At 67.9% G+C, this 18034-nt stretch carries 19 protein-coding genes; 11 read left to right on the top strand and 8 right to left on the bottom strand.

What is annotated here, in order from left to right:
- Positions 1 to 9 precede the first annotated feature (9 nt).
- Both NOW55_RS12870 and NOW55_RS12865 read right to left on the bottom strand, forming a co-directional pair.
- A complete protein-coding gene (locus NOW55_RS12870; protein ID WP_256400516.1) occupies positions 10 to 843 on the bottom strand; it encodes a type II CAAX prenyl endopeptidase Rce1 family protein in 834 nt (277 codons plus the stop codon).
- A gap of 60 nt (positions 844 to 903) precedes the next feature.
- Positions 904 to 2127, bottom strand: coding sequence for an MFS transporter (locus tag NOW55_RS12865; protein ID WP_256400515.1), 1224 nt, complete (start codon positions 2125 to 2127; stop codon positions 904 to 906).
- 151 nt (positions 2128 to 2278) lie between these two features.
- Between NOW55_RS12865 and NOW55_RS12860 the strand changes: the two genes are divergently transcribed.
- Positions 2279 to 2707 carry a hypothetical protein gene (locus NOW55_RS12860; RefSeq protein ID WP_256400514.1) on the top strand — a complete coding sequence of 143 codons (429 nt, stop codon included), beginning with the start codon at positions 2279 to 2281 and terminating at the stop codon, positions 2705 to 2707.
- Between the two features lie 89 nt (positions 2708 to 2796).
- Here the strand turns inward: NOW55_RS12860 and NOW55_RS12855 are convergent, their stop codons facing one another.
- Both NOW55_RS12855 and NOW55_RS12850 read right to left on the bottom strand, forming a co-directional pair.
- Complete coding sequence (locus NOW55_RS12855) at positions 2797 to 3171, bottom strand: Ig-like domain-containing protein (protein WP_256400513.1); 375 nt, start codon at positions 3169 to 3171, stop codon at positions 2797 to 2799.
- 34 nt (positions 3172 to 3205) lie between these two features.
- Positions 3206 to 3943, bottom strand: coding sequence for a DUF1405 domain-containing protein (locus NOW55_RS12850; RefSeq protein ID WP_256400512.1), 738 nt, complete (start codon positions 3941 to 3943; stop codon positions 3206 to 3208).
- Positions 3944 to 4426: 483 nt separating this feature from the next.
- On the opposite strand from NOW55_RS12850, the gene pdxS reads away from it, so the two are divergent.
- Entirely contained in the window at positions 4427 to 5335 is a 909-nt protein-coding gene (gene pdxS / locus NOW55_RS12845; protein WP_256400511.1) for a pyridoxal 5'-phosphate synthase lyase subunit PdxS, read from the top strand.
- A 10-nt stretch (positions 5336 to 5345) separates the two neighbouring features.
- Here the strand turns inward: pdxS and NOW55_RS12840 are convergent, their stop codons facing one another.
- The 3 genes from NOW55_RS12840 to NOW55_RS12830 are packed head-to-tail and all read right to left on the bottom strand — an operon-like array spanning position 5346 to position 7014.
- Positions 5346 to 5777, bottom strand: coding sequence for a hypothetical protein (locus tag NOW55_RS12840; RefSeq protein WP_256400510.1), 432 nt, complete (start codon positions 5775 to 5777; stop codon positions 5346 to 5348).
- A gap of 4 nt (positions 5778 to 5781) precedes the next feature.
- Positions 5782 to 6093 (bottom strand): hypothetical protein, encoded by a 312-nt coding sequence (locus NOW55_RS12835; RefSeq protein WP_256400509.1) that lies wholly within the window; start codon positions 6091 to 6093, stop codon positions 5782 to 5784.
- A 39-nt stretch (positions 6094 to 6132) separates the two neighbouring features.
- On the bottom strand, positions 6133 to 7014 hold the full coding sequence (locus NOW55_RS12830) for a homoserine kinase (protein WP_256400508.1): 882 nt from the start codon (positions 7012 to 7014) through the stop codon (positions 6133 to 6135).
- A gap of 535 nt (positions 7015 to 7549) precedes the next feature.
- On the opposite strand from NOW55_RS12830, the gene NOW55_RS12825 reads away from it, so the two are divergent.
- Positions 7550 to 8929, top strand: coding sequence for an NAD(P)/FAD-dependent oxidoreductase (locus NOW55_RS12825; protein WP_256400507.1), 1380 nt, complete (start codon positions 7550 to 7552; stop codon positions 8927 to 8929).
- Between the two features lie 198 nt (positions 8930 to 9127).
- A complete protein-coding gene (locus tag NOW55_RS12820) occupies positions 9128 to 10354 on the top strand; it encodes an outer membrane protein assembly factor BamB family protein (RefSeq protein ID WP_256400506.1) in 1227 nt (408 codons plus the stop codon).
- A gap of 98 nt (positions 10355 to 10452) precedes the next feature.
- Here the strand turns inward: NOW55_RS12820 and NOW55_RS12815 are convergent, their stop codons facing one another.
- Positions 10453 to 11043, bottom strand: a complete 591-nt coding sequence (locus NOW55_RS12815) for a DUF6149 family protein (RefSeq protein WP_256400505.1) — start codon at positions 11041 to 11043, stop codon at positions 10453 to 10455.
- Positions 11044 to 11158: 115 nt separating this feature from the next.
- Between NOW55_RS12815 and NOW55_RS12810 the strand changes: the two genes are divergently transcribed.
- The 7 genes from NOW55_RS12810 to carB all read left to right on the top strand — a co-directional run bounded on the left by NOW55_RS12810 (position 11159) and on the right by carB (position 17965).
- Complete coding sequence (locus NOW55_RS12810; RefSeq protein ID WP_256400504.1) at positions 11159 to 12412, top strand: NAD(P)/FAD-dependent oxidoreductase; 1254 nt, start codon at positions 11159 to 11161, stop codon at positions 12410 to 12412.
- 97 nt (positions 12413 to 12509) lie between these two features.
- On the top strand, positions 12510 to 12746 hold the full coding sequence (locus NOW55_RS12805; protein WP_256400503.1) for a hypothetical protein: 237 nt from the start codon (positions 12510 to 12512) through the stop codon (positions 12744 to 12746).
- A gap of 61 nt (positions 12747 to 12807) precedes the next feature.
- On the top strand, positions 12808 to 13215 hold the full coding sequence (locus tag NOW55_RS12800) for a DUF7124 domain-containing protein (RefSeq protein ID WP_256400502.1): 408 nt from the start codon (positions 12808 to 12810) through the stop codon (positions 13213 to 13215).
- Positions 13216 to 13265: 50 nt separating this feature from the next.
- Positions 13266 to 13532: a hypothetical protein gene (locus NOW55_RS12795; RefSeq protein WP_256400501.1), complete on the top strand. Its 267-nt coding sequence runs from the start codon at positions 13266 to 13268 to the stop codon at positions 13530 to 13532.
- 45 nt (positions 13533 to 13577) lie between these two features.
- Positions 13578 to 14108, top strand: a complete 531-nt coding sequence (locus NOW55_RS12790; protein WP_256400500.1) for a DUF5815 family protein — start codon at positions 13578 to 13580, stop codon at positions 14106 to 14108.
- 75 nt (positions 14109 to 14183) lie between these two features.
- Positions 14184 to 14420, top strand: coding sequence for a helix-turn-helix domain-containing protein (locus NOW55_RS12785; protein ID WP_256400499.1), 237 nt, complete (start codon positions 14184 to 14186; stop codon positions 14418 to 14420).
- Positions 14421 to 14626: 206 nt separating this feature from the next.
- Entirely contained in the window at positions 14627 to 17965 is a 3339-nt protein-coding gene (gene carB / locus NOW55_RS12780) for a carbamoyl-phosphate synthase large subunit (protein WP_256400498.1), read from the top strand.
- Positions 17966 to 18034 lie beyond the last annotated feature (69 nt).

The following is an 18034-nucleotide window of genomic DNA, read 5'->3' as shown; positions in this document are numbered from 1 at the left end:
ACCGCGGTTCTACGTCTTCTCCTGCGGTTCGACGGACCGGACGAGCAGCCGTTCGGCCGCGACGAGGACGACCAGCGAGACCAGCGCGGTCGCCAGCAACGGCACCTGCACGGTCCGGAACGCGTCGAGCCGACCCGACTCGGCGAGCGCCCGTGTGACGCCGAACAGCGCCATGCAGTTGTGGAACACGAGCGCGCCGTACAGCGACCGGCCGACGAAGAAGAACAGCCCGGTCCCGAGGCCCACCACGGTCAGGACCGCGATGGTCCCCGGCTGGTCGAACGGCGGGCTGTGCGCGACGTGGTAGAGCCCGAAGGCGACGCTCGACAGGACGAGTGCGAGCCCGGCGGCGACGGGTCCGGGGACGCCGCGCTGTCGCAGCCACGCCTCCACCGTGCCGCCGAGGAGGGCCCAGCAGACGACCAGTTCCGCGATGGAGACGGTGAGCACCTGCGCGAAGGCGTTCGTGAGGACGGTCGGGTCGGTCGACGGTGGGTCCTGCGCGAGGAACAGCCCGCCGCCGGCGACCCCGCCGGCGAGGACGGCGAGGAGCGTGCGCCGGGCTGCCCCGAATCCGAGCTGTTCGCGCGTGAGCAGGCCCCCGGCGACGAACCGGCGCGCCACCCAGAGGGCGAGGAGAGTCCCCACGACGACGTTGGCGACGAGGGCGTACACGAGCCGGTCGCCGACGGCGTCGGGTCGCAGCAACGTGCGGAGTCGGCCTTCGAGCAGGTACGTCACCGCCGTCCAGACGAGGTAGGTCGCGACTGCGACGGCCAGCACCCGGAACGGCGGGGGTTGCCGCCCGGAATCGCCCGGTACCGTGCCCGCTGCGGTGTCCATGGCTGTGACAACGACCCGATGGCCCATCGTTCTGGACTCGTTACCACCGTCGAGTTCCGGTCACTCCGCGACCGGAACCTCCCACAGCAGAATCAGCGCGGAGCCGACGACGAGCACCGCCCCCGAGACCGCGAGCGCGACCAGCGGCGTCGTCGCGTCCGAGAGCACGCCGCTGCCGAGCTGGAACGGCACGACGGTCAGGCCGCTGACCATCGCCAGGGCGCTCAGCGTCGTCGCCCGGCCGACGGTGTCGATGCGGTCGTTGACGTACTGGCCGGCGAGCGACCGCGTCACGTCGGCGAGCCCGCGGGCGAACAGGAACGCCGGGAGCGCGAGAATCGGGAGGAAGTACAGCCCGGCGAGCGCGCCGCCGACGGCGAAGGGGAGGACGAGGAACCAGGTCCGCAGGCCGATGCGGTCCTCGATGGTTCCCGTGTAGTAGCTCAGGCCCGCGCCGACGAGGCTGTACGCCGCGTAGAAGGCACCGAGGAGGGGCTCGACCTGCGCGGGGGCGACGCCGAGGTCGACGACGACCGTCTCGAAGACGGGCTGGAGGTAGACGAACACGAGGTAGGTGACGGCGGCGTACAGCACGTAGTAGTAGACGACGAGCGCGCGGATGTCCCGCCGGCCGAGCATCGACCGGATGAGCGTCAGCGATTCGCGAAAGCCCAGCGCGTCGGCCGCGCTCGCCTCGTACGTGTCGGACTCCTCGACGGTCAGGAGGACGAGGACGCCGACGGCGGTCACGCCGGCCGCGACGAACCACGGGTACGAGAGGTCGACGCTGCCGAGCGCGCCGCCGGCGACGGCCGCGCCCGCGCCGACCGCCAGCGAGACGGACTCGCCGCGGCCCCGGACGTGCGCGAACTCCTCCTCGGCGAGGTCGTCGGTGAGCGTGTCGTAGAGCCAGGCGTCCTCGCTGCCCGAGCGGAAGTTGTAGCCCATCGACCAGCAGACGTAGAGCCCGGCGAGCGCGAGGAACGAACTCGCGAGGCCGATGCCGACGAGCGTCAGCGCGATGAGGACGGTCCCGGCGAGCAGGCTGTTCCGGCGGCCGACCCGGTCGCCGACGTAGCCCGTCGGCACCTCGCCGAGGACGGTCGTCAGGTTGTAGATGGCCTCCAGCGTGGCAATCTGCGTGAAGTTCAGCCCCTGCTGGAGGAAGAAGAGGTACATGACGGGCCGGTAGAACTCGACCGCCTTCGTCGCCTTGTAGAGGTAGTACTTCCCGACGCTGCTGCTCGGGAACCAGCTCCGGTCGGCCGTCCCCGTCTCAGCCATTCGGGCCGACGTACCGCGGTCACCCACAACTGCGTTGCGGTCGCGGCGGTTCGCCCGTCGCGGACTGGCTTTCGCTCTCGTGCGTGCCGTGCTCCCAGCCGCACCGCGGTTAATACGGGCCCGGGAGTCACGAGTGGTAGGTAGATTACAGATGGTAACCGTAACTTTCGCTTCCGGCCTCGCCGGTGGTCTCGTCGCGACGATAGCCATGACCGTCTTCATGCTGGCGCTCGGGGACGACTCCCCGCCGCCGACGGCGGCGCTGTGGGCGAAGTTCGTCGGCGATGAGGGCCCAGAATCGTACGTCCCGCAGGGGATGCTCCTGCACGTGCTGTACGGCGTCGGTGCCGGCGTCGCGTTCGCGCTGGCACTCCCGCTCGCCGTCGGCGAGGTGACGCTCGTGAATGCCGTCGGGCTGGCGGTCGCGTATGCCGCTGTCCTCACGGTCGTCGGCGCGGTGGTGTGGATGAAGGGCGTGCTCGGGATGGACCCCGGCCGCGCGACCGCCATGCAGTTCGGCTTCTTCCACCTCGTCTACGGGCTGGTGCTCGGCGGGTTCGTCGGTGCGGGCCTGGTCTAAGCATCATTCCGGGTCGCCCGGATCGTCGCTTGTCACACCCCTGCAGTGGACCCGCGGTCGACTGGCCCGGTGGCTGCATCCGGTCGAGCTCAACAGGTGACGTACCCGAATTCCACGCCACCGGGCACGGCAACGACGGTCGTCTGGGTACAGCCCGACGCCGACCAGGACTTCTGGACCGGTTCGCCGCCGTCGACCGAGATGATGAGGTCGTACGTTCCGAACTCGACGAGATCCTCGAGTTCCCACTCGCCGTCGGGGCCGAGGTCGACCCGTTCCGACGCCACCTGCTCGCCCGCCTCGCGCTCGACGAGAATCTCGACAGTCGCGGGGTCATCACGTTCGTTCTCGACGCGGAGGTCGTTCGCCCACTCTGCGTTGTCGGGAGCGAGGAGGTCCGTACAGCCGGCCAGCCCGACGACCGACCCGAGAGCTGCACCGTGGAGGAGCGTGCGGCGGCGCATGCCCGGTGCTACCGAGGCCGGGTACAAGTGCTTTCTACCGCTCGCGCGCCAGCCGTCCCTCCAGCTTCTTCACCCGCGTCGACAGCGCGAGGAACGTTGCGAGCAGCGTCAGCACGACGGCCCCGGCGGCGGCGACGCGGTGCGGCCCGGGCGTGTGGACGATGGCTCCGTCGACGAGGTCCTCCGCCGGGATGAGCGTGTGGTGTGGCGTCCCGACGATGGGGACGAAGTAGTCCACCACGTCGTTGAAGCCGTACCAGGCCAGCGCGACGGCGACGGCCCTGACCGGGAAGTCGGAGATGCGGTGCAGCACGAACCCCTGGAGCACCATCGCGAGATGGCTCCAGAACAGGAAGTTGTACATCGCCCAGTGCAGGTCCGCGAAGTCGCCTTTGAACGCAAGCAAGACGAACGGCGTCCACGCGCCGAGTTTGAGACAGCCGAAGAACGCGAGCGCGGAGAGGTACTCGTTCGGCCGGTCGAGCAGCCAGGCCGCGAAGGCCAGCGCGATGAAGAGTGTGGCGACGGGGCTGTCCGGGACGACCGGCCACGCGACCACCGGCTCGATGGCGAACTGGCTCAACTCGGCGACGAACCCCGGCGCGAACGGGTCGATGCCGTAGTAGTAGAAGCCGAAGGCGGTGCCCAGGACGTTCGTGAGGACGACCAGCCATGCGAACGTGAGCCCCAGGTCCTCGACCACCTCGGGGACGGGCGCGACGTACCACGGGAGGTTCTCGCGTTCGGGCGGGTCGGCGAGTGGCCACTGCATCGTTCGCCGTGTCGGACGGTCCTATGATAGCCGTGACGGTTCCCGTTCGTGTGCGTTCGGGTTGGTCCGTCGAATTTTCTCGACCCGACAACAACCAGAAAGCCCCGAGCGTCTCGACTCGGGGGACTCGCTGCGCTCCTCGTGCCTGCGGTGCTTGCGTCGTCCACCGTCGTCGAGACGCTCGCCCCTTTCAGTCCCACCGTCGGACCTGCGGTCCGACGAGCCCCCGTTCGCTCGCAGGCTCGCTCACGGGGACACCCGACCGCAACCGCACCGCACCTCACGCCTCCCCAGCCGATTCGCTCGGTCGCAGGCTCCCTCGCTCATCCCTCGCACGAGTGCGGCGAGCGGCCTCGCTTCGCTCGGCACGCTCGCCAGCCGCGCGCCACGTGGACTGCGGAATCCCGAGTCGGTGCAGAAACCTCCAACTCGTCCCGTCCCCGGAAAGAACCGGTTAAGTGGGACCGAACCCAAGTCGGCGACATGACCGAGGAGACTGACCTGGAGGAACTCAAGCGCGGGACCGAACTCGTCAAGCGCGGGTTCGCCCGGATGCAGAAGGGCGGCGTCATCATGGACGTCGTGGACGAGGAACAGGCGAAGATCGCCGAGGAGTGCGGTGCCGTGGCGGTCATGGCGCTGGAGGCCGTCCCGGCGGACATCAGAAAGCGCGGCGGCGTCGCGCGGATGGCCGACCCCGCGGATGTCGCCGACATCGTCGACAGCGTCTCCATCCCGGTGATGGGGAAGTCTCGCATCGGCCACCGGAAGGAGGCCGAGATCCTCGAAGCGGTGGGCGTCGACATGATAGACGAGTCCGAGGTGCTCACGCCCGCGGACGATGCGTACCACATCGACAAGCGCGAGTTCACCGCGCCGTTCGTCTGCGGTGCCCGGAACCTCGGCGAGGCGCTGCGCCGCATCGACGAGGGCGCGGCGATGATCCGGACGAAGGGCGAGGCCGGCACGGGCGACGTGAACCAGGCCGTCCACCACCAGCGCACCATCAAGGGTGCCATCCGCCAGCTGGAGGGCATGAACTGGGAGGAGCGCGAGAAGTGGGCCCGCGAGCACGAGGCACCCGCGGGGCTCGTCCACGAGACCGCCGAGATGGGTCGGCTCCCGGTCGTCAACTTCGCCGCGGGCGGCATCGCGACGCCGGCCGACGCGGCGCTGATGATGCACCACGAGTGCGACGGCATCTTCGTCGGCTCCGGTATCTTCGGCGCGGAGAACCCCCGCGAGATGGGCACGGCCATCGTGCAGGCGGTGAACAACTGGGACGACCCGGAGACGCTCGCGGACATCGCCTCCAACCTGGGCAAGAGCATGAAGGGCGACGCCAACGTCGACCTGCCCGAGGAGGAGAAGATGCAGGGTCGCGGCGTCTGAACGACGGCACTCAGTTCTCGTCGCTGTCCTCCGTACTGAGCCGTGCGATCAGGGTGTCGAACGGCGGCCCGCCGAGGAGCAGCATCGTGCCGGCCAGTGCGAGGTAGCCACCGAGGCCGCCCCAGAGCATCGCGAACACGAGCGAGGGCGCGACGAACGCACCGACGACGGCGACGAGGACGACGCTCGTGACGGCGAGCGGTCTCACGAGCGGGCGCTCCCACATCGACCGGACCCACGCCGCGCTCGACGGGCTCGTCGACAGGAGCAGTTCGACGACGACCACGCCCGCGGCGGCCGCGAGGAGGACCGTCGTGTGGACGTCGACCTCGACGGCGAACCCGATGCCGACGACGATGGCCAGCGCGACCGCTGCGAGGACTGCGTCCTCGGCCAGTCGTTCCCGTCCGGACGTCCCTCCGACGCTCCCCTCCTCTGTCATCGGTTCACTCGAAGACCCCAGTCAGGATAAAACCCAGTCCGAGGAACCAGGTGCCGACGACGACCCCGACCAGCCCGTAGTGATAGACGGCCGCGAGCGTCGGGAGCGTCGTCGGGTCCGCGGCGGCGACGGTCACCAGCCGCGAGAGCGCCGCGTCGGTGGTCCCCGCCTCGAGTCCGAGGGCCGCGCCGGTGCTCGCCGCGACGAGGAGCGCCGCGACGGCGAGGCCCCCGCCGAGTCGCTGGACGAGCCGACCGTACCACTCGACGGTGCCCGGCTCGCCGGCGAGTGGATGCTCCGGACGGCTGGTTGCCACACCGTCCCATGACACGCCTTGTCAATATAAATCCACGGCTCAGCGGAACAGCTCCGCGCCGTCGCCGACGGCGGTCTGGTACGCCCGGGCGTCGACGCCCGCCTCGTCGAAGCCCGAGACCATCGCGGCGGCGACCCGCCGCCGGTCGTCGGGCCGGCGACAGACGGCGAGGACGCCCGGGCCGGCACCGCTGATGGTCACCCCGGTCGCGCCCGCGTCGAGCGCGGCCTGCTTCGCCTCGTCGTAGCCACGCACGAGTTCCGCGCGAGCCGGCGTGACCACGGACTCCTGCAGCCCGCGGCCGACGAGTGACGGGTCGTCGCGGGACATCCCGACCGCGAGCGTCGCCGCGCTGCCGACGGTCTCGACCACGTCGTCCATCGCCACCGTCTCCGGCACGACCTCGCGAGCGTCCCGGGTCGAGACCACGATGTCCGGCAGGCAGACCACCAGCGGGAGGGAGGCGTCGACAGACGTGATACCGTCCGCCCGCGCGATGGTGAACCCGCCGACGATGGCCGGCGCGACGTTGTCCGCGTGGGCCGCTCCGGAGACGACCGCCTCGCCCTCCGCGGCCGCCCGGACCAGCTCCTCGTCGGAGTGGCCCCGGTCGTACAGCGCGTTGAGTGCGACCGCCGCACCAGCCGCGCTCGCCGCCGAGGAGCCCAGGCCGGAGGCCGGTCGGACTCCCTTGTCGATGTGGATTCGGGCCGGCGCGTCGAGCTCCTGGGCGACCACGCCCGCCGTGTTCTTCGCCGGGTCCGTCGGGATGTACTGGCTGCCAGCGCCGGTCACCTCGATGGTCGTCTCCGGGGCCTTCTCGACGCGGACCACGTCCGCGGGGGCCGACAGCGCCAGCCCGAAGACGTCGAAGCCGCTCCCCAGGTTGGCGCTCGTGGCCGGTGCGCGGACGGTGAGCATGCACGCTCCTTTCGATAGTGCGGGCAAAAACCTAGCGGACGGAGCCGATTCTGCGTTCGTGAGGACACTGGCTGGATGATGTGTCGAGTGGGTCTGAAACATCGAACAATCAGAAAGCTCCGCCAGTCGTCGAACTCCATCCCACCACGAACAATCAGAAAGCCCCGGCGGTCTACGCTCCCGCGGCTCGCTGCGGTCCTTACGTCGCCGGGGATCGCGTACCCGCCGCCCCTTTCATCCCCGCCCGCAACCGCACCGCACCTCACGCCTCCCCAGCCGATTCGCTCGGTCACAGGCTCCCTCGCTCATCCCTCGCGCGAATGGCTCGCGGCCTTCGGCACGCTCGCCAGCGTGAGAGCACGCTCTCACTGGCCATCGGAATCGCAAGCGATTCCGAGACAGCCGCGCGCCATGCCGGTTGGTGAGGGATGCGATGCACGGAGTAGTTTACAACGTTTGTAAACTCCAGAGTCAGACACGAACGCACCGACGGGCATCCAAAAGACCCTTCGCCCCCGGTGTCCGACCACGAACCATGACAGTCGGCATCGTCGGCGGTGGCATCGCCGGACTCGCCGCCGCGTACCGCCTCCAGCGCCACGGCCACGACGTGCGCGTCTTCGAGGCGAGCGACGACCTCGGTGGGTTGGCCGCCGTCTACGAGACCTCGGGCGACCCCATCGAGAAGTTCTACCACCACCTCTCGAAGTCCGAGGAGACCATCGTCGAGCTGGCCGAGGACCTCGGCGTCGGCGACCGCGTGGAGTGGATCTACGGCAACGACGGCTACTACGTCGACGGCGTCGTCCACCCCCTCAACACCATCTGGGAGATCGCGGCCTACCCCCACATGAGCCTCTACGACAAGTTCAGACTCGGGATGCTCACGATGGAGATAGACGTCCGCGGCGGGATTCCGAGCTTCGACACGTACGATGACCTCGAGGCGTACGAGGACGTTCCCATCCGCGACTTCCTGGTCGAGCACACGACGACGGGCGTCTACGAGAACTTCTTCGAGCCACTGCTCGACGCGAAGTTCGGCGACCGGAAGGACGACGTCTCGGCGGCGTGGCTCCTCGGGCGCATCAAGTTCCGGGGCGAGCGCGACCTCCTGAAGGGCGAGCAGCTGGGCTACTTCGACGGCAGCTTCGCGGTGCTCGTCGACGCGCTCATCGAGGGCGTCGGCAGGGAGCACGTCCAGACGGGTGCGCGTGTCGTCGACCTTCAGACGGGTGACGGGAGTACCGCGACGGCCGACGGCGGCGCGGTGGCGGCCGAGGCCGCTGGCACCGAATCCGTCGCGGTCGAGTCCGTCACCGTCGAGACCGAGGACGGCCGCGAGACCCACGACCTCGACGCGCTCGTCGTCGCCGCGATGCCGAACGTCCTTGAAGAGCTCACCGGCTTCGAGTGCGACATCGACTTCCAGGGCGCGGTCTGTGCGGTCGTCACGATGTCCGAGCCCCTGATGGACGAGACGTACTGGCTCAACGTCGCCCACGACGCCCCCTTCGGCGCGCTCATCGAGCACACGAACTTCGTCCCGCCCGAGCGCTACGGCGGCGACCACCTGCTGTACGTCGCGAGCTACGTCCAGTCGCCCGAGGAGTGGCTCTGGCAGGCCGACGACGACGAGGTCGAGACGCGCTGGCTGGACCACATCGGCGAGATGTTCCCCGACTTCGACGAGGCGCGGGTCGAGGACGTGCGCATCTCCAGAAATCCCCGCGCCGCCCCGGTCTACGAGCGCGGCTACCTCGACATGGTCGTCCCGTACGATCTCGCCGACGAGGTTGCGGAGGGCGTCTACTACGCCGGGATGGCGAGCCGCGCGCAGTATCCCGAGCGGTCGCTCAACGGCGGCATCCTGGCGGGGTACGAGTGCGCGGACCGCATCGACGGGAAGTTCTGAGCGAAGCGTGAGACGGCCGGAAAGCGTCTTTCCACGGCGAGTGTCGGCACTAGGTGTCGCAGCGTACGCCTCCATCAGCCGTATTCGGTGGTACCACCACAGAGGGGTCAGCAGAGGGAGGCAGACACGTGCTCCGGGATTGAAGGGAGGGCCGACTGGGACAAAACAGTAACATGGATCGGGTTAGTCGGAGGACATGTGCCAAAGATAACACGTCGGGAGTGGTTTCGTACGGTCGGAGTAGTCGGGACCGTTGGAATCGCCGGATGTAGCACGGCCGTCGACGAGCCGACGACAACGGAGAACGCCGCCACGGAGACAGACTCGGCAACTGGGACGGATTCACCCACGGAGACAGAGTCGACGACCGAGACGGACTCCGGCACCGAGCCAGATGGTTGGTCGATGTTTCAGTACGACCACGCAAACAGCGGTTCAGTCGCAAGCGAAACTGGACCGACGACCGATACTACCCAGCGATGGAGCTTCGAACTCGACGGCGGTGTGACCACGTCGCCGGCGATCGTTGATGGAACCGTCTACGTGGGGAACAGTAGCACAGGGGTGTACGCGGTGGATTCGGGGACGGGCGAGCAGGAGTGGGTTCTCGATTCGATCGGCGGTACGTTCTCTTCGCCTGCAGTCGCCGACGATATCGTCTACGTCGGCAGTCGGGACTCGGATCTGTACGCAGTGAACACGGTCACAGGTGACCAGGAATGGGTGTTCGAGACGGACGGCTCCGTGGCGTCGTCGCCGGCTGTCGTCGACGGCACGGTCTACGTCGGCTGCGGCGATGCGAATCTCTATGCGGTAGAGACGACTACGGGCGGTCGACAGTGGCGCTTCGACGTGGGGAGTGTCGTGATTTCGTCGCCGGCGGTGGCCGATGGGACGGTCTACGTCGCGGGAATGCAGACCGACCTGTACGCAGTGGATGCTATCACCGGCGACCAGCGGTGGGTGTTCGAACAGCTGGAGGGTGCGTACTCGTCGCCTGCAGTGGTGGATGGGACGGTCTACATCGGCAGTTACGACGGGAACCTGTACGCGGTCGATGCCGCTTCGGGAGCGCAGGAGTGGTCTTTCGAGACTGGGGAGTCCGTCGCTTCATCACCGGCGGTCGCAGGCAACACAATTTACGTCGGCAGTATGGACAACAGCCTCTACGCGGTCGATGCCGATTCGGGCGACCAACAGTGGGAATTCGAGACAGGCGACTCTGTGGGGTCTTCGCCGGCGGTCGTGGACGGCACGGTCTACGTCGGCGGGTACGACGGAAATCTGTACGCAGTGGACGCGGATAGTGGCGACCAGGTGTGGGTCTTCGAAACGGATGACCGAGTGCTGTCACCCGCGGTCGCGGACGGCACCGTCTTCGTCGGAAGTCACGATACCTACCTCTACGCGTTGGGTGAACAGTAGGCGCGTTCGTCGCACGTCGATTCAGAAGCCTCCCTACGAATCCAACACACTGTGGGGTGCCCCATCGGTCACTCGAGGCGGGACATCCCGTCGTGGTCTCAGCCCTCGACCTCGTCCGGGTCGACGCCGGGGGCGTCCTCCGGGGAGACGTCCTCGGGTTCGTCCTGGCCACCGACGACGACCTCGCCGTCGGCTGTCTCGACGTACACGTCGTCGGCGAAGCCGCCCTCGGCGTGGGGGTGCTCCGGGTCGTCCAGCTTCTCGGGCGTCGAGGGAGCCTCGGCGACCCCGTCCTCGGGCGTGAACTCGCCGAGCGGGTCGTCGATGGTGATGCCGTGGTCCGCGAAGAACTCGCGGTAGCGGTCGTAGTGCGCCTCCAGCTCGTCGGCGGGGAACTCCATCATCTCGGTCCAGCCGTGGTTGTAGAAGTCGAAGTTCGCCTGGACGTGGGTGATCTCGCGGGCCTCCGCCTCGGGCATGTAGTCGAGCGCGGCGAGGTAGGTGTCCATCGTCGCGTCGAAGAAGTCGTCGAGGTGCTCGCGGCGCTCCTCGCGGTGGGCCTCGTCGGCCCGGTCGAGGAAGATGCCGGTGTGCATGTCGACCAGTTTGTCGTTCGCCACGACGCCCACGACTGGTGCCGTCAGGGCCGCCTTGAACGCGAAGTGCTTGACGTTCTGGCGTATCTTCATATCCGGCGGTTGGGGACGGACCATCAAGAACGTCTCGACGGCTCGTCGCCGACAACGATTCGACCGTTTGCGAAGATAGCAATCCACTTTAACCCCCGCACCAAACCGTCGGGACATGACCGAGTCGTACGTCATCATCGGCGATGGCATCGCCGGTGGGTCCGCGGCGAAGACACTTCGGGAGGAGTCGCCCGACGCCGACATCACCGTCATCACAGATGAAGGTGAACCCCTCTACAATCGCATTCTGATCAAGGAGTACGCGAAGGGGAAGATCCCGATGGAGGACCCCCTGTTCCTCCACGACGAGGAGTGGTACGAGGAGCGCGACATCGAGCTCGAACTGAACACCCACGTCACTCGCATCGACACGGAGGGTCACGTCGTCCACACGCACGAGGGCGACGACTACGAGTACGACGGACTGCTCGTCGCGACCGGCGGCACCCCGCGACAGCTCCCCGTCGACAACTCCGACGCCGACGGCATCCACCACTTCTGGACGTTCCAGGACGCCCGCGGCATCGCCGACCACGCCGAGGAGTCCGAGTCCGGTATCGTCGTCGGTGCTGGCCTGCTCGGCATCGACTTCGCGGCCATCTGTGGTGCACGCGGCATCGAGGCGAACTACCTCATGCGCGGTGACTGCTGGTGGCGCTACGCGCTCAGCGAGGACGGCGCGGGAATCATCCACGACGCGCTGCGCGAGCTGAACGTCGAGCCGGTCTTCCAGTCCGGCGTCGACCACTTCACCGTCGACGACGACGGCCACGTCACGGGTGCGGTCGACCCCAACGGCGAGGAGTTCGAGGGCGAGTTCGTCGGCGTCTCCATCGGCCTCGACTTCAACACCGAGTTCCTCCGGGGAAGCGGCATCGAGACGGACGGCGGCATCGTCGTCGACGAGTTCATGGAGACCAACGTCGAGGACGTCTACGCGGCCGGCGACATCACCCGGTTCTACGACGTCATCCTCGAGGAGTACGCCCAGAACGGCTCCTGGGACTCCGCGAAGAAGCAGGGCGCGGTCGCCGCGAAGAACATGACCGCAGCTGACGGCGAGGCGGAGGAGTTCCGCCACGTCTCCTCGTACTCCATCTCGCACTTCAAGGACCTCCCGTTCGTCTCCTTCGGCCACCCGACCATCGGCGACGACGACCGCGAGCGCAAGTACTCCGACACCGAGTGGCGTCGCCTCACCTTCATGAACGACAAGCTCATCGGCGGCGTCCTCATCGGCGACCTGAAGCTCCAGTCCGCCTTCAAGCGCATCATCCGCGAGGAGCGCGACCTCGAAGGGCAGAAGGACCTGCTGCTCGAGGAGGACTTCGAGCTCGAGATGCTCGACGCGGCGGCACAGGAGCAGTAGGCGACGACTCAGTTCCCGTCTTTCCGACGCTGTCCCCTGGTTTCACGTCCGGGAGGCGAAGGTTTAAGCTACATCATGCCATACGTTGTCATGGCCCATGGCAGTTGGTACTACTTCGGGACGACACGTTCACCTCGCCGCACGCGAGGTCGAGATGGTTCCTGCAGACGCGACGGCGCTTCGCCACGTCGACCAGCTCGACGACCAGGCGTTCGACCAGCTCCTGCGACTCGTCGACGGCGACACAGTGAACGTGCAGCGCGCCGAGGAGGCACCCTTCGAGGACGGCGAGATAATCGTCCACACTGCCTACTACCGGGTCACGATTCAGTAGCTCAGTACCCCTACTCCCGCCAATCGACATCGTTTTCAGCGCGCCGAGGCGAGGTTCCCGCATGAACGGCGACGGCACGATGACGCTGGCGCTCGAACTCTCGGCGCTGGAGCGTCTCGCGAACCCCGAGGCGGTGTTCGACGACGCACGGCGCTGGAGCAAGTACGTCGGTGTCGTCTCCGACAAGCCCACCTACGTCGTGACGAACTTCACCCGGAAGAACCGCATCCGGCAGGACTTCTTCTCTGGGCCTCGCGGCAAGGGCGAGAGCCTGGAGAGCGTCGGCGAGCAGTTCGACACCGACCGCCACGTCTTCGTCGGCACCACCGACGAGGACGCGGACCTCGCCGAGGAGGTCGGCTGGGAGTACCTCCCCATCGAGGACGCCGCCGACGCCGCGGGCTGGGAGATGGCCGAGCCCGAGGACGAGGCGGAGCCCGAGGAACCGGTGCGGGACGACTGGCCCTGAGCGGTCCGTCAGCGTCTGCTTTTATCACGACTGCGCCTGTCGGTCGGTGTATGGGAGACGACATCTCCGTAGACGTCGAGGTCGAGGTCGAGGTCGACCGGGACGAACTCGAGATCGAGGTCGGTGACACGCGCACCGCCGAGGCCGAACTGGAGGCCGACGGCATCGAGATCGAGGTAGAGGTCGAGGTGGAGGCCGAAGGGGACGAGGAGACGGCCGAAGAAGTGGAAGACGAGGAGGAAGCGGTTGAAGCAGCGGAGGGCGAGGAGGAGGACGCCGAAGACGAAGCAGACGACGCCGAAGACGACGAGGAGTAACCGCAGAGCGCGTCACTTTTCCTTTCGGAACGCCGAGGGAGCCGTATGACCGAGCCACGCGTCCCCGGTGGGTCCGGGACGGAGCTGTCGCTGCCGGACGGTCCGACGGTCGACGTCGGCGAGATCGACCTCGGGATGCGGGAGTACGTGCGCGACGGCGAGCGCTACGCGGTCGTGATGGACGTCCATCCTCCCTCGCGGTTCTTCCCGGAGTCGCTGGTCGAGGTGCTGCGGGACACCATCGAGCCGGCCGACGAGTTCGACGAGTTCGGCACGGTCCACATCATGGGTATCGTGATGGAGGAGTTCCCGGAGAGCGTCGCCAGCGCGGACGTGTCCGACGACGGCACCGTCGGCTGCTCGATGATCTGGCTGGCCGACTTCACGGACCGGCGACTGCACGAGATCGTCGTCGAGCTGGTCGTCGAGCTGATGGAGCACGCCGTCAGCCACAGCGACGACGACACCGCCATGTCCGAGTTCGAGCGAGAGATGCTCGAGTTCGACGTGAGCGAGTTCGTCGAGGCGTACCGCGAGCAGCGCGACTTCGAGAGCGAACACGACCGCGCGCTCTGAGCCACGGGCGTGGGTGTGATTGTCTGACGTGCGTCTGACGCCGATTTATGCCGCTGGAGGCCGTCTACCGCGTATATGCAGACCCGCCAGGGCGAGTTCGAACGGATACGCACCGTTCTCGCGGAGGCGGACACCGACGAACCGATGTCTGCCCGGGAGATCGTCAGAATCCTCGAGGAGCACGACCTCGAGATCGACAGCCCGCACCGGGTTGCGACCGTGCTCGGCAGGCACGCGGAGAGGGGCGACGTCGAGGTCATCCGGTCGCAGCCGTACCGGTACCGGGTCCAGACGTCGGACGCATCGGGGTAACGTCGCGCCGTCGCGGGGGTGCGTTCGGGTGACAGTCCACGGGTAGCGACTGCGTTCTCCGGCAACTTCGTCTCAGGCACCGCGACGAGCGGCGGCTGTGTGCCGCGCCAGCACGCCACGGATTCGAATTTCGAAACGGCATTACGTTTCTCGTAGTGTATCGTGGCGTTTATTACGATGTGCGAACTGGGTACCGACAGACAACCATGACCGGCGGGACAGCGGACGACACCGGCGACGGACGCACGATTCTTCTCATCGGCAGCGGTCCCATCCAGATCGGGCAGGCCGCCGAGTTCGACTACTCCGGCGCGCAGGCGTGCCGGGCACTCCAGGAGGAGGGCGCGCGAGTCGTCCTCGTCAACTCGAACCCGGCGACCATCATGACGGACCCGGAGATGGCCGACAAGGTGTACGTCGAGCCCATCACGACCGACGCCATCGCGGAGATCATCCGGAAGGAGCGGCCCGACGGCGTGATCGCCGGGCTGGGCGGCCAGACCGGGCTCAACGTCACCGCGGAACTCTCCGAGGAGGGAATCCTGGAGGAGTACGACGTGGAGATAATGGGCACGCCGCTGGACACCATCTACGCGACGGAGGACCGCGACCTCTTCCGCCAGCGGATGGAGAAGATCGGCCAGCCCGTCCCGGCGTCGACGACCATCTCGCTCGACGACGACGAGTCCGTCAGCGCGCTCACCGAGGACGATCTGGTCGAGCGCGTCGAGGACGCCGTCGACGCGGTCGGCGGTCTGCCGGTCATCGCACGCACGACGTACACGCTGGGCGGCTCCGGCTCCGGTGTCGTCCACGAGATGGACGAACTCGTCAGCCGCGTGCGCAAGGGCCTGCGCCTCTCGCGCAACGACGAGGTGCTCATCACCGAGTCCATCGCGGGCTGGGTCGAGCTGGAGTACGAGGTCATGCGCGACGCCGACGACTCCTGTATCATCATCTGCAACATGGAGAACCTCGACCCGATGGGCATCCACACGGGCGAGTCGACGGTCGTCACGCCCTCGCAGGTCATCCCCGACGACGGCCACCAGGAGATGCGCGACGCCGCACTCGAGGTCATCCGCGAGCTCGGCATCCAGGGCGGCTGCAACATCCAGTTCGCCTGGCAGGACGACGGCACCCCCGGCGGCGAGTACCGCGTCGTCGAGGTGAACCCGCGCGTCTCCCGCTCCTCCGCGCTGGCCTCGAAGGCGACTGGCTACCCCATCGCCCGCGTGACGGCGAAGGTCGCACTCGGCAAGCGCCTCCACGAGATCGACAACCAGATCACCGGCGAGACGACAGCCGCCTTCGAGCCCGCCATCGACTACGTGGTGACGAAGGTGCCACGCTGGCCCATCGACAAGTTCGAGGACACCGACTTCACGCTCTCGACGGCGATGAAGTCCACCGGCGAGGCGATGGCCATCGGCCGCACGTTCGAGGAGAGTCTCCTGAAGTCGCTGCGCAGCTCCGACTACGACCCCGCCGTCGACTTCGGCGAGCTGGAGGACGACGAGCTCACCGAGCAGTACCTCGAACGTCCGAGCCCGGACCGCCCGTACGCGATGTTCGAGGCGTTCGAGCGCGGCTTCTCTGTCGACGACGTCGTCACGGCGACGGGCATCTACGAGTGGTACGTCGAGCGCTTCCAGCGCATCGTCGAGGCCAGCAAGGAGGTCGTCGACGGCGAGTTCACGCCCGCGGCGACCGCGGGCTTCACGAACGCCGAGATATCGGCGCTCGCGGGCAACGTCTTCGAGGACAGCAGCCTCACGTGGCTGCCGGAGACCCGCGGCGCGTGGCGGACCGCCGAGGCGACCGACCCGCCCGAGGCGGTCTCCGGCGAGGCCGGAGCCGAGGCCGCGGGCGGCGCGGCGGTCGAGACCACCGACGAGGGGGTCCCGGTGTCCGCCGCCCGCGCCGGCGTCGGCCAGGTCGAGGCCGACGTGCCCGGCCGCACCTACAAGCAGGTCGACACCTGCGCCGGCGAGTTCGAGGCGTCGACGCCGTACTACTACTCCTCGCGCAAGCCCGAGTGGTTCTCCGGCCCCTACGAGGGAGCCGAGGCCGCGGCGGGCGAACTGCAGATAGACCGCGACGCCGAGAGCGTCGTCGTGGTCGGCGGCGGTCCCATCCGTATCGGCCAGGGCGTCGAGTTCGACTACTGCTCGGTCCACGCCGTGCAGGCCCTGGCGGAGCTGGATGTCGACGCGCACGTCGTGAACAACAACCCCGAGACCGTCTCGACGGACTACGACACCTCCGACGGGCTGTTCTTCGAGCCCATCACCGCCGAGGAGGTCGCCGACGTCATCGAGGTCACCGCCGCGGACGGCGTGATGATCCAGTTCGGCGGGCAGACCTCGGTCGACATCGGCGAGCCGCTCGCCGACGAGCTCGAACGCCGCGGTGTCGAGTGCGACATCATGGGTACCTCGGTCGAGGCGATGGACCTCGCGGAGGACCGCGACCGCTTCAACCGGCTGATGGACGAGCGCGGCATCGCCCAGCCAGAGGGCGGGAGCGCGACCAGCGAGGAGGAAGCCCTCGAACTCGCCCGCGACCTCGGCTACCCCGTCCTGGTCCGCCCGAGCTACGTCCTCGGCGGCCGTGCGATGCGCATCGTCCACGACGACGCCGAGCTGAGGGAGTACATCGAGGAGGCGGTGCGGGTCTCCCCCGACAAGCCAATCCTCGTCGACGAGTTCCTCGAGGACGCCATCGAGCTGGACGTCGACGCCGTCTCCGACGGCGAAAGCGTGCTGCTCGGCGGCATCATGGAGCACATCGAGTCCGCCGGCGTGCACTCCGGTGACTCCGCCTGCGTCATCCCGCCGCGCTCGCTCGACGACGCGACGGCCGCACGGGTCCGCGAGGTCGTCGAGGAGATCGCCGACGCGCTCGACACTGTCGGCCTGCTGAACGTACAGCTCGCCGTGAAGGACGGCGAGGTGTACGTGCTGGAGGCGAACCCGCGCTCCTCGCGGACGGTCCCGTACGTCTCGAAGGCGACGGGCGTCCCCATCGCGAAGCTCGCCGCGAAGGTCATGGCCGGCGAGACGCTGGCCGACCTCGACGTGGCGGAGCAGGTGCCGACGCACTACTCGGTGAAGGAGGTCGTCCTGCCGTTCGACCGGCTGCCGAACTCGGACCCGCGGCTCGGCCCGGAGATGAAGTCCACGGGCGAGGTCATGGGCACCGCGAGCACGTTCGGGATGGCCTACTGGAAGGCCCAGGACGCCGCGGGTAACGCCATCGAGCCCGGCGGTGTCGCCGTCGTCGACCTCGAGGTCGAGGGCTACGACGAGTACTTCGACGTGACCGAGTTCGACGACGTGGAGGACGCCATCATCGAGGGCACCGTCGACCTCGTCGTCAGCGACGACGTCGACGCGCTGAAGACCGCGGTCGAGGAGGAGGTCGCGTACATCACCACCGAGGCCGCCGCCGAGGCGTTCCTCGAGGGACTGGCCGCGAAGGAGGGCGACCTCGAGGTGCTGCCGGTCCAGGAGCGCCCGCGCACCGAGCAGCGCTGGGGCTGAACCCGCGACGACAGATCCGGCTGCAGGCGTCGGGATTTGGTGCCAATTTGGGACGGAACTGGGAAAATT

Origin of the sequence: Haloarchaeobius litoreus, assembly GCF_024495425.1 — an archaeon.
GTDB classification, from domain to species: Archaea; Halobacteriota; Halobacteria; order Halobacteriales; family Natrialbaceae; genus Haloarchaeobius; species Haloarchaeobius litoreus.
This window is presented reverse-complemented; position numbering and strand designations above follow the sequence as displayed.

Coding starts and splice junctions, on each gene's coding strand:
- NOW55_RS12840 (WP_256400510.1), bottom strand. CDS start 5,777: ATGACAGAGGAGGGGAGCGTCGGAGGGACGTCCGGACGGGAACGACTG.
- NOW55_RS12795 (WP_256400501.1), top strand. CDS start 13,266: ATGGGAGACGACATCTCCGTAGACGTCGAGGTCGAGGTCGAGGTCGAC.
- NOW55_RS12815 (WP_256400505.1), bottom strand. CDS start 11,043: ATGAAGATACGCCAGAACGTCAAGCACTTCGCGTTCAAGGCGGCCCTG.
- NOW55_RS12865 (WP_256400515.1), bottom strand. CDS start 2,127: ATGGCTGAGACGGGGACGGCCGACCGGAGCTGGTTCCCGAGCAGCAGC.
- NOW55_RS12785 (WP_256400499.1), top strand. CDS start 14,184: ATGCAGACCCGCCAGGGCGAGTTCGAACGGATACGCACCGTTCTCGCG.
- NOW55_RS12855 (WP_256400513.1), bottom strand. CDS start 3,171: ATGCGCCGCCGCACGCTCCTCCACGGTGCAGCTCTCGGGTCGGTCGTC.
- NOW55_RS12810 (WP_256400504.1), top strand. CDS start 11,159: ATGACCGAGTCGTACGTCATCATCGGCGATGGCATCGCCGGTGGGTCC.
- NOW55_RS12800 (WP_256400502.1), top strand. CDS start 12,808: ATGAACGGCGACGGCACGATGACGCTGGCGCTCGAACTCTCGGCGCTG.
- NOW55_RS12830 (WP_256400508.1), bottom strand. CDS start 7,014: ATGCTCACCGTCCGCGCACCGGCCACGAGCGCCAACCTGGGGAGCGGC.
- NOW55_RS12805 (WP_256400503.1), top strand. CDS start 12,510: ATGGCAGTTGGTACTACTTCGGGACGACACGTTCACCTCGCCGCACGC.
- NOW55_RS12870 (WP_256400516.1), bottom strand. CDS start 843: ATGGACACCGCAGCGGGCACGGTACCGGGCGATTCCGGGCGGCAACCC.
- NOW55_RS12790 (WP_256400500.1), top strand. CDS start 13,578: ATGACCGAGCCACGCGTCCCCGGTGGGTCCGGGACGGAGCTGTCGCTG.
- pdxS (WP_256400511.1), top strand. CDS start 4,427: ATGACCGAGGAGACTGACCTGGAGGAACTCAAGCGCGGGACCGAACTC.
- NOW55_RS12850 (WP_256400512.1), bottom strand. CDS start 3,943: ATGCAGTGGCCACTCGCCGACCCGCCCGAACGCGAGAACCTCCCGTGG.
- NOW55_RS12860 (WP_256400514.1), top strand. CDS start 2,279: ATGGTAACCGTAACTTTCGCTTCCGGCCTCGCCGGTGGTCTCGTCGCG.
- carB (WP_256400498.1), top strand. CDS start 14,627: ATGACCGGCGGGACAGCGGACGACACCGGCGACGGACGCACGATTCTT.
- NOW55_RS12825 (WP_256400507.1), top strand. CDS start 7,550: ATGACAGTCGGCATCGTCGGCGGTGGCATCGCCGGACTCGCCGCCGCG.